The sequence below is a fragment of the Sphingomonas sp. genome (genome assembly GCF_035490575.1).
GTDB lineage: Bacteria > Pseudomonadota > Alphaproteobacteria > Sphingomonadales > Sphingomonadaceae > Sphingomonas.
Genome location: NZ_DATJLI010000110.1, coordinates 21,192 through 30,871 on the forward strand (window position 1 = coordinate 21,192; position 9,680 = coordinate 30,871).

At 66.2% G+C, this 9,680-nt stretch carries 8 protein-coding genes; 6 read left to right on the plus strand and 2 right to left on the minus strand.

Annotation, left to right across the window (positions count from 1 at the left end):
- The first annotated feature begins 20 nt into the window (after positions 1–20).
- Both VL973_RS08375 and VL973_RS08380 read left to right on the plus strand, forming a co-directional pair.
- The gene (locus tag VL973_RS08375; RefSeq protein WP_325283567.1) at positions 21–3,227 is read left to right on the plus strand and encodes an efflux RND transporter permease subunit; all 3,207 of its coding nucleotides are present in this window, start codon (positions 21–23) and stop codon (positions 3,225–3,227) included.
- A gap of 117 nt (positions 3,228–3,344) precedes the next feature.
- Positions 3,345–4,556, plus strand: coding sequence for a DUF445 domain-containing protein (locus tag VL973_RS08380; RefSeq protein WP_325283576.1), 1,212 nt, complete (start codon positions 3,345–3,347; stop codon positions 4,554–4,556).
- Positions 4,557–4,558: 2 nt separating this feature from the next.
- Here the strand turns inward: VL973_RS08380 and VL973_RS08385 are convergent, their stop codons facing one another.
- Positions 4,559–5,230 carry an HAD family hydrolase gene (locus tag VL973_RS08385; RefSeq protein WP_325283568.1) on the minus strand — a complete coding sequence of 224 codons (672 nt, stop codon included), beginning with the start codon at positions 5,228–5,230 and terminating at the stop codon, positions 4,559–4,561.
- Between the two features lie 62 nt (positions 5,231–5,292).
- Between VL973_RS08385 and VL973_RS08390 the strand changes: the two genes are divergently transcribed.
- Genes VL973_RS08390 through VL973_RS08405 form a run of 4 tightly spaced genes read left to right on the plus strand, consistent with a single transcriptional unit; the run spans position 5,293 to position 8,818 of the window.
- The gene (locus tag VL973_RS08390; RefSeq protein ID WP_325283569.1) at positions 5,293–6,396 is read left to right on the plus strand and encodes an ABC transporter permease; all 1,104 of its coding nucleotides are present in this window, start codon (positions 5,293–5,295) and stop codon (positions 6,394–6,396) included.
- The gene (locus VL973_RS08395; protein ID WP_325283570.1) at positions 6,393–7,253 is read left to right on the plus strand and encodes an ABC transporter ATP-binding protein; all 861 of its coding nucleotides are present in this window, start codon (positions 6,393–6,395) and stop codon (positions 7,251–7,253) included. Before VL973_RS08390 ends, VL973_RS08395 begins: the two co-directional genes overlap by 4 nt.
- Positions 7,254–7,257: 4 nt before the next feature.
- Positions 7,258–8,223 carry an MlaD family protein gene (locus VL973_RS08400; RefSeq protein WP_325283571.1) on the plus strand — a complete coding sequence of 322 codons (966 nt, stop codon included), beginning with the start codon at positions 7,258–7,260 and terminating at the stop codon, positions 8,221–8,223.
- 10 nt (positions 8,224–8,233) lie between these two features.
- The gene (locus VL973_RS08405; RefSeq protein ID WP_414712216.1) at positions 8,234–8,818 is read left to right on the plus strand and encodes an ABC-type transport auxiliary lipoprotein family protein; all 585 of its coding nucleotides are present in this window, start codon (positions 8,234–8,236) and stop codon (positions 8,816–8,818) included.
- Here VL973_RS08405 and VL973_RS08410 read toward each other — a convergent pair.
- Positions 8,815–9,680 (minus strand): peptidylprolyl isomerase (locus VL973_RS08410; protein WP_325283572.1); only part of this gene is annotated, 866 nt, incomplete at its 5' end. The two genes, VL973_RS08405 and VL973_RS08410, sit on opposite strands and share 4 nt — an antisense overlap.

Sequence of the window (9,680 nt, forward strand, 5' to 3'; positions counted from 1 at the left end):
AACGAAAAGGAACGCGGGCGATGAACTTCCGCAACATCTCGGCCTGGTCGATCCGCAATCCGGTGCCGTCGCTGGTGCTGTTCGCGGCTCTGATGATCGCGGGGCTGGTCAGCTTCGCGCGCATGGATGTCAACAACGAGCCGGACGTTGAGTTTCCGATCGCGATCGTTGTCGTCAGCCAGCCCGGCGCGGCCCCGACCGAGCTTGAGACCCAGGTGACGCAGCGCGTCGAATCGGCGGTGCGCTCACTTCAGGGCATCGACGAGATTTCGTCGAACGTCGAGGAAGGCTCGTCGACCACCGTGGTTCAGCTGGCGATCGGCACGCCGATCGATCGCGCGGTGCAGGATGTGCGCGAGGCGATCACCCAGATCCGCAGTGAATTGCCGGACGGCATTCTGGAACCGCAAATCTATCGCGCCAACACCACCGACAATGACCTCGCCAGCTTCACCGCGATCGCGCCCGACATGACGATCGAGCAGCTGAGCTGGTATGTCGACAATACTGTCGCCAAGGAACTGCTGTCGGTTCCCGGCCTATCGACGGTGGAGCGGATCGGCGGCGTCGACCGCGAAATCCGCGTCGTGCTCGATCCGGTGAAGTTGCAGGCGTTTGGCATCACCGCGACTCAGGTCAACAACCAGCTGCGTCAGGTCAACCTGAACGCCGCCGGTGGCCGCGCCGAGATTGCCGGTTCGGAGCAGGCGGTGCGCGTGCTGGGCAATGCCCAGAGCGCCTATGACCTTGGCCAGACCCAGATTGCGCTCGGCGACGGTCGCACCGTGCGGCTGGCCGACATTGCCCGCGTGCGCGACGCCTATGCCGAAATCCGGTCAAAGGCTGAATATAACAAACGACAGGTCATCGCCTTCGACATCAAGCGGGCAAAGGGCGCCTCGGACGTCAACGTGTTCAACGGCGCCGTCGAAAAGCTGAAACAGCTTCAGGAACGCAATCCCAAGGTCCGTTTCGAAAAGCTGTTCAACAACGTCAAATATGTCGAGGACCAGTATCACTCCGCGCTGTCGGCGCTGGTCGAGGGCGCGGTGCTGGCTGTCATTGTCGTGTTCTTTTTCCTGCGTGACTGGCGCGCGACGGCGATTTCCGCGCTGGCCATCCCGATGTCGGCGATACCCGCCTTCTGGTTCATGGACATGCTCGGCTTCACCCTGAACCAGATGACGCTGCTGGCGCTCAGTCTGGTGGCGGGTGTGCTGGTCGACGATGCGATCGTCGAGATCGAGAATATCGTGCGGCATATGCGGATGGGCAAATCGGCCTATCAGGCGTCGATCGACGCCGCCGACGAGATTGGCCTTGCGGTGCTGGCGACGACGATGGCGATCGTCGCGGTGTTCCTGCCCGTTGGCCTGATGCCGGGTATTTCGGGCCAGTATTTCAAGAATTTCGGTCTGACCGTCGTCGCGGCCGTGCTGGTCAGCCTGGCCGTCGCGCGTCTCATCACCCCGATGATCGCCGCCTATTTCCTGAAGGCAAAGGGTCATGCCGAACATGGCGAGGGGCCGATCATGGACGCCTATGTCGGCGTCCTGCGCTGGTCACTGCGTCATGAACGCGCCAAGGCCTTTGCTGCAAAGGGCGGCTGGTGGCGCAAGATGATCGCGCCCATCTTCGATCACCGCGTCTGGGTGGTCGGCGCGGGTGCGGCGGCGCTGGGCCTGACGCTTGTCATGTTCACCGTCCTGCCACAGACATTCCAGCCGACGCAGGACGCCGACGATGTGACCGCCATCATCGAAATGGTCCCCGGCACCACGCTCGACCAGACCGACCGGGTGGTGCAGCAGGTGCAACAGATCCTGGCGCAGGAAGACATCGTCACCGACACCTATGCCCGCAGCTTTGTCGGCAATGGCCGCGTGACCGCGATGCTGACCGAGGATCGCGAGGAAAAGTCCAACGAGTTCGAACGCCGCCTCGCGCCCCGTCTGGCCGCCATCGCCGACGCGCGCGTCAATTTCCGGGCGCAGGGTGGCTGGGGCGGCTCCGGCCGCGACCTGACCATTACGCTGGGTGGTGAGGACCCCGTGCTGCTGGCCGAGACGGGCAATCGCATCATGGCCGAAATGGCGCGCCTGCCCAGCGTCGTCGCGCCGCGCGTTCAGGGCGACTTGCAACGCCCCGAAATCACCATCCGCCCGCGGCTCGACCTTGCTGCCAGCATGGGCGTGACGACGCAGGCGCTGTCCAGCGCGATCCGTATCGCGACGCTTGGTGACATCGACCAGAACAGCGCGCGGTTCAGCCTGAACGATCGCCAGATTCCGATCCGCGTGGCGCTTGACGAAAATGCGCGTGAGCGGCTGTCGACGATCCAGAACCTGCCCGTCAATACGCAGATGGGCGGATCGGTGCCGCTGTCGGTGGTTGCCGATATCGGCTTTGGTGCGGGTCCGACGCGCATCGACCGCGTCAACCAGCAACGCCGCCTGATGATCGGCGCCGACCTCGCCCCCGGTGTGGTCAGTGGTGAGGCGATGAAACAGATCGACGCGCTGCCGTCGATGAAGAGCCTGCCGATCGGCGTGAACCGCCTGACGCTGGGCCAGAGCAAGTTCCAGGCGGAGATGATTACCAACTTCATCATCGCCGTGGTCTCGGGCATCCTGCTCGTCCTGGCGGTGCTGGTGCTGCTCTACAAGCGGGTGATGCCGCCTTTCGTGAACATGGGGTCGCTGCTGCTGGCGCCGCTGGGCGGGTTGCTGGCGCTGTGGATCACCGGCTCGCCGATTTCGATGCCGGTCTATATCGGGCTGCTGATGCTCTTGGGCATCGTCGCCAAGAACTCGATCCTGCTGATTGACTTCGCGCTCGAGGAAATGGCCAAGGGCGTCGACAAGATGACCGCGATCGTCGACGCCGGGCACAAGCGCGCGCAGCCGATCGTCATGACGACCGTTGCGATGGTCGCGGGCATGGTGCCGACCGCGCTGTCGCTGTCGGGTGACGGTTCGTGGCGCGCGCCGATGGGCGTGACGGTGATCGGCGGCCTGACGCTGTCGACCATCCTGACGCTGCTGATCGTGCCCGCGACATTCAGCCTGGCGGTTGCGGTCGAAAGCTGGGTCGGCCCGCGTTTGTCGCGTCGCCTGCTCACCTATCGCCACGGCGACGATGCCGACGACCAGCCCTTGATCGAGCATCAGCCCGGCGGCCGCATCGGCTATCGCCCCGGCGATGAAGGCTCGCAGCCGGCCGAGTGACGATGGCGGGTTGAACCATCGCCGGGTTCAGGGATTGTTGCGGATATGAATCGTCCGCAGCGCGTCCCCGCTCCCGGCCCAGGCCCCGGTGACGCCACGCCCCTGCAACTGAAACGGATGCGGCGCATCGCCACCGGGCTGTTGGTGGCGATGGCGGTATTGTTCTTCGTCGCGCGCGCCCATGCCCAGGGTTCGACCGGCTGGGGCTATGCCCAGGCCTTTGCCGAGGCGGCGATGGTCGGCGGTCTGGCCGACTGGTTCGCCGTCACCGCACTGTTCCGCCATCCGCTGGGCCTGCCGATCCCGCACACCGCGATCGTGCCGCGCAACAAGGACCGGATCGGCGACACGCTGGCAGCGTTCCTTCGCACCAATTTCCTGATCCCGCGTGTCGTCGCGCGGCGGATGCAGCGGATCGATGTCGCCGCGGCGCTCGGCCGCTGGCTCAGCGATCCCGGCGGCGCGGCCAGCGCGGGCCGGTTGCGCCACGGCGCCTCCCGCCTTGCCGCCGACCTGCTCGAATCGCTCGATCAGGAACGGCTGGGCGGCATGGTGCGCGGCGCATTGTCGCACCAGCTTCGCCAGCTCGATATCGCCCCGATGCTGGGCCGCGCGATTGAAGCGGCGATGGTCGACGGTCGCCATGTGCCGTTGATGGATGGTATCATCCGCTGGGCCGCCCGCGTGCTGCAAGCCAATGAACATCTGGTTCGCGCGATGATCCATGAACGATCCGGTGCGATCCTGCGCTGGACCGGGCTGGACGAAACACTGGCGAACAAGATCATCGACGGGCTGGACCGGCTGGTGATGGACATGGCCGCCGACCCCGATCACCCGCTGCGCGCCAAGGCCGAAGAGGGGCTGGCTTCGCTCGCCCACGACCTGCAACATGATCCCGACACCCAGGCGCGCGTTATGGCATTTAAGGCCGAGATGCTCGACAATCCCGCGCTTGGCGACTGGTGGCAGGGGGTGTGGGAACGGATGCGCGGCGGAATGCTGCGGCTGGCGCGCGATCCCGACATGATGATGCGCGGGCAACTGGGTGAGGCGATGGCTTCGCTTGGCGCGACATTGCAAAGCGATCCGATGCTGGCGCGCACCGTCAACCGCTTTGCCCGGCGCGGCGCGGTCGGCGCGGCGGCGGATTATGGCGACGCGATCGTCCGGCTGGTCAGCGATACGATTCGCGGCTGGGATGTCGCGACCATCACGCTGCGGCTGGAAAATGCAGTGGGCCGCGACCTGCAATATATCCGCATCAACGGCACGTTGGTCGGTGGGCTGGTCGGCCTTGCCCTGCACGCGATCGAGGGGGCGTTATGAAGTCAGTCCCAATCGAGCACCGGCCAGCCCCGCGCCGCCGCCAGCCGCCTGAGCGGCGGGTGCGGATTGACCGCGAACGGCTCGTCGGCAGCCTCCAGCATGGGCGCATCGCTGACATGATCGCTGTAGAAGCGGATATGCGCGCCCGCCCGGTCGATCCCCTGCGCGTCCAGCCACGCCGCCACCATCCGGCGTTTGGCGGGGCCATAGCAATTGTCGCCCGCCACCCCGCTCAACACATCGCCCGCCGCATCGCGGCGCACTTCGGTGCCGATCACCGCATCGAAGCCGAGCCGCGCGGCAATCGCCTCGGCATAAAAGCGATAGGATGCGGTCGCCAGCACCAGCCGAAACCCGGCATCGCGATCGGCCGCGATGCGGTCGCGCGCCTGCGCCATCACCTGATCGCGCTCGATCGTCTCGGCAAAGGCAGCGACCAGTTCGCGCATGGCGCCGGCCGGGATACGCCGTCCCAGCATCAGCCGCTGCGTCAACCCTTTCAGCCGCGCCCGGTCGACCAGCCGCAGCGGGTGGCCAAGCGCCATCACCCCCGCGACGGGCAGCAGCGCCAGTCGCCATGGCGCGTGACGCCGCGCGCCCGCGATCAGGAACCGCGTCCATGTCGCCTCGCGCGTGACGGTTTTGTCCATGTCATAGATCGCCAATCGCACCATCGCACCGTCTTTGGAGCCTATGCGCTTGCCGATCCAGCGCGAATCAACGATGGAGGCGGGCGATGACGCGACAGGCCGATTTCGTCCGCGATGGCGCGGACGGCGACACGATCCGCTTCGCGGGCGACCTTTCGCTCGCGCGGTTGGGTGACATGCCCGAACGGCTGGAAGCCGAAGGGCGCGCGAACACGCTCGACCTTTCGGGGGTTGAGCGGATCGACACGGTGGGCGCCTGGATCGTTCATCGCTTTGCACGCGACCATGATGCGAAAATCACCGGTTTGAGCGAGGAGGGTGAGCGCCTGCTGGAACAGGTGGTCGCCGCCGACCGACCGCTGGCGGTGCCGCCGCGCCCGCTGGCGCCGGGCCTGCGCGTGCTCGACGAAGTCGGCGCGGCGACGGCGATCGCCGGGCGGACGATGCTGGGCCTGCTGGGCTTCATGGGCGCGACCGCCATCGCCTTTGCCAATGTCATTCGCCATCCCCGCCGTTTCCGCTTCAACGCCACCGTTCACCGGTTCGAGGTGGTGGGCGTGTCGGCGCTCGGCATCGTGGGGCTGATGAGCTTCCTGATCGGCATCGTCATCGCGCAGCAGGGCGCGGTGCAATTGCGGCAGTTCGGGGCCGAGGTGTTCACGATCAACCTGATCGGGCGCATCACGCTGCGCGAACTGGGCGTGTTGATGACCGCGATCATGGTCGCGGGGCGATCCGGTTCGGCCTTTGCCGCACAGCTCGGCACGATGAAGCTGACCGAAGAGATCGACGCGATGCGAACGATCGGCGTCAGCCCGATGGAGGCGCTGGTGCTGCCGCGCGTGCTGGCGGCGGTATTGCTGATGCCGCTGCTCGGCTTTTACGCATCGCTGGTCGCGATCATGGGCGGCGGCCTGCTCAGCTGGATCAGCCTCGACATCCCGCCCATCACCTTCATCCAGCGCATCCGGGAAGTGGTGCCGATCACCGACCTGTATGTCGGATTGGTCAAGGCGCCGGTGTTCGGCGCGATCATCGCCATGTCGGGCTGTTTCCAGGGAATGCTGGTCGAAAGCGACGCCGAACAGGTCGGCCTTCGCACCACCAGCGCGGTGGTGCAGGCGATCTTCCTCGTCATCGTGCTCGACGCGTTCTTCGCGGTCTTCTTCACCTGGATCGGCTGGATATGAGCGATATGGCGCCCGGCCACGACAGCGAACATATCATCCGCGTGCGCGGCGTCCGCAATGCGTTCGGTGAACAGGTCGTGCATGATGGCCTCGACCTCGACGTGCGGCGCGGCGAGATTCTGGGCGTGGTCGGCGGATCGGGCACCGGCAAGTCGGTGCTGATGCGCTCGATCATCGGCCTTCAGACGCCGACCGATGGCGACATTCAGGTGTTCGGCGAACCGACCATCGGCCGTGAGGAGACCGAAGCGGTCGAGGTCCGCAAGCGCTGGGGCGTGCTGTTTCAAGGCGGCGCGCTGTTTTCGACGCTGACGGTCGCCGAAAATGTGCAGGTGCCGCTGCGGGAATTCTATCCCGGCCTGTCACAGTCATTGCTGGCGGAGATCGCGAACTACAAGGTCGTGATGACGGGGCTGCCGGCCGAAGCGGGACCCAAATACCCCTCCGAACTGTCCGGCGGCATGAAAAAGCGCGCCGGCCTGGCGCGCGCGCTGGCGCTTGACCCCGAACTGCTGTTCCTGGACGAGCCGACCGCCGGTCTCGACCCCATCGGCGCGGCGGCGTTCGATGAACTGACCAAATCGCTCCAGCATTCGCTGGGCCTGACGGTGTTCCTGATTACGCATGACCTGGATACGCTGCACGCCATCTGCGACCGGGTGGCGGTGCTGGCCGACAAGAAGGTGATCGCCGTCGGCACGATCCCCGAATTGCTGGCGCTCGACCATCCGTGGATCCAGGAATATTTCAACGGCCCGCGCGGCCGTGCCGCCGTCGACAGCGCCGAACGCGCCGCCGCCGGCGCGACGCCCCATCCCTCCCCCGCCCCGGCGCCCGCACGACCGGACATGAGGTAATCGCATGGAAACCCGTTCCAATCACGTCCTTGTCGGGGCGGTCGTTCTGATCCTGCTGCTCATGCTGGCGCTGTTCACCGTATGGCTGGCGCGCCTGTCGGGCGGCAACGAGAAGGAATATGACATTTTCTTCAAGCAGGCGGTCGATGGCGTGAACAAAGGGTCGCCGGTCAGCTTTTCCGGCGTGCCATCGGGTCAGGTGACGGACATTGCGCTGTTCAGGCCCGATCCGCAATTCGTGCGCGTCCGCATCCGCGTCAACGACGACGTGCCCGTGCTGGAAGGCACCACCGCGACGATCCAGGGTATCGGTTTTACCGGCGTCAGCCAGGTCGCGCTGGACGGCGCGGTCAAGGGTGCGGCGGCGATCGCCTGCCCCGAGGCCGGCTCGTCACAGGCATGTCCGTTCGGCGTGCCGGTCATCCCGACGCGTCAGGGCGGGCTGGGCGCGATCCTCAATTCGGCGCCGCAGTTGCTGGAACGCATCTCGACCCTGACCGAACGGCTGACCGAGTTGCTGTCGGATCGCAACCAGAACTCGATCGCGGGCATCCTTGCCAACACCAATCGCCTGTCCGAAGCGCTGGCCGATCGCGGCCCCGAAATCGCCGCGACCATGGCCGAGACGCGCATCGCCATCCAGAAGGCGGGCGTCGCCGCGCAACAGATCGGCGAACTGGCCGCGACGACCAATGGCGTGCTGGCCGACGACGTCAAACCGGCGATGCAGAACCTGAACAAGGCGATCGGTTCGGCCCAGAAGAGTGCCGAAACGCTGGATGCCGCGATCGGCGATGCGCGACCGGGGCTTCAGGCTTTCTCGAACCAGACCATGCCGGAGGTCGGCCGACTGGTTTCAGACCTGCAGACGCTGACAGAATCGCTGGCCGACACCGCCGAACGCGTGAACCGCGGCGGTGCCGGTTCGCTGGTCGGATCGCCCAAGCTCCCCGATTATGAAGGACAATGAGGGAAGCATCATGATGAAAAAATCTGCCATCCTGCTCACCCTCCTCCCGCTGGCCGCCTGCATCCGCTTCGGAGCGGAGCCGCCGCCCTCGCTGCTGACGCTGAACGCCGCATCGCCCGTGCCGGTGGGCGCTGCCGCCGACACCGGCACCGCGCGCAACATCACCATCCGCGTGCCCGTCGCGCCGCAGGAAGTGTCGGTCACGCGCGTGCCCGTGCGGGCGACCGACACCAGCATCGCCTATGTAAAGGACGCACAGTGGGTGGAGCCGCCCGCGCGTCTGTTCGCCCGGCTGTTGTCCGACACGGTGACGGCGCGCACGGGTTATGTCGTGCTGTCAAACCGCCAGGCGAACGTCGATCCCGGCGCACAGCTGACGGGCGAACTGCGCCAGTTCGGGCTTGACGCCGCCACCAGCCAGGCGGTCGTGACCTATGATGCCTCGCTGCTGCGAAAGGGTGCCGACACCTTCGACAAGCGCCGCTTCGAAGCGCGCGTGCCCGTCACTGCGATCGACGCGACCAACGCCGCGGCCGGCCTGAACCAGGCCGCCAACCAGGTCGCGACCGAAGTCGCTGACTGGATCGGTCGTTAAGGCGCGACGGCCCGCACGGGGACCGGCAGATTGCAGATGTCGGCGCCCCGCGCAGGCAGGTTGAAAAACGCGTCGCGCCGATTGGCGCGCGCCGCGACATAGCGGGCAAAGGCATCGCCTTCGGTCGAGAGATATTCGAACTGCGGCCGCTCCCGCTCGGGCATTTCGCTGGCCAGCCTGACCCGCACGATCGTCGTCTGCTCCGCGGAGGTCTCGTAAAAACCGAGTTCGCCCGTTCCGCGCTTCAGGCTCGACAGATACGCCATGCCCGCCACTACGCGCCCCACGACCGCGATGTTGCGGTCCAGGTGACGCGGGGCGTGTCCGATCACCGCATATAGCTCGGCGCCGCTGCCCGTATCGGGCGACAGGTTGCGGCCCACACCGACCATGCTATAGCAATGCGGGATCCACGCGGTCTGATCGTCGGCGGCGATCGGCCAGCCGCCGATCAGTTCGACCCAATCAGCATAGCTGTCGCGTTGATGCCAGCCCTGCGGTGCGCGCGGCGTAACGGTGTCGCGCGTGGCAAGCGCCGACAACCGCGCCGCCTCGGCTGTCCGTTCGGCCAGTTCGCGCCCCTCGATCGCAGGCTGGGCGGCGCCGATCGCCTCCAGCGACGTGACATAATCGCGCTCGGGCACCGTGCGGACTCCCACAGGCAGCGGCTTCTTCTCGGTCGGGTCGCCCCATTGGACGACATAATTGTCCTGCACCCGCACGATCGCCGTGCCGTCCCACCAATGCGCCTTGGCCAAAGTGCGGATATTATCGACCCATCCGGTCGAGAAGGGCGCCGGGACCAGTTGCACGACGACTCGGCGCGCACGACTTTCCTGTGGCGGCAAATCGATGACCAGCA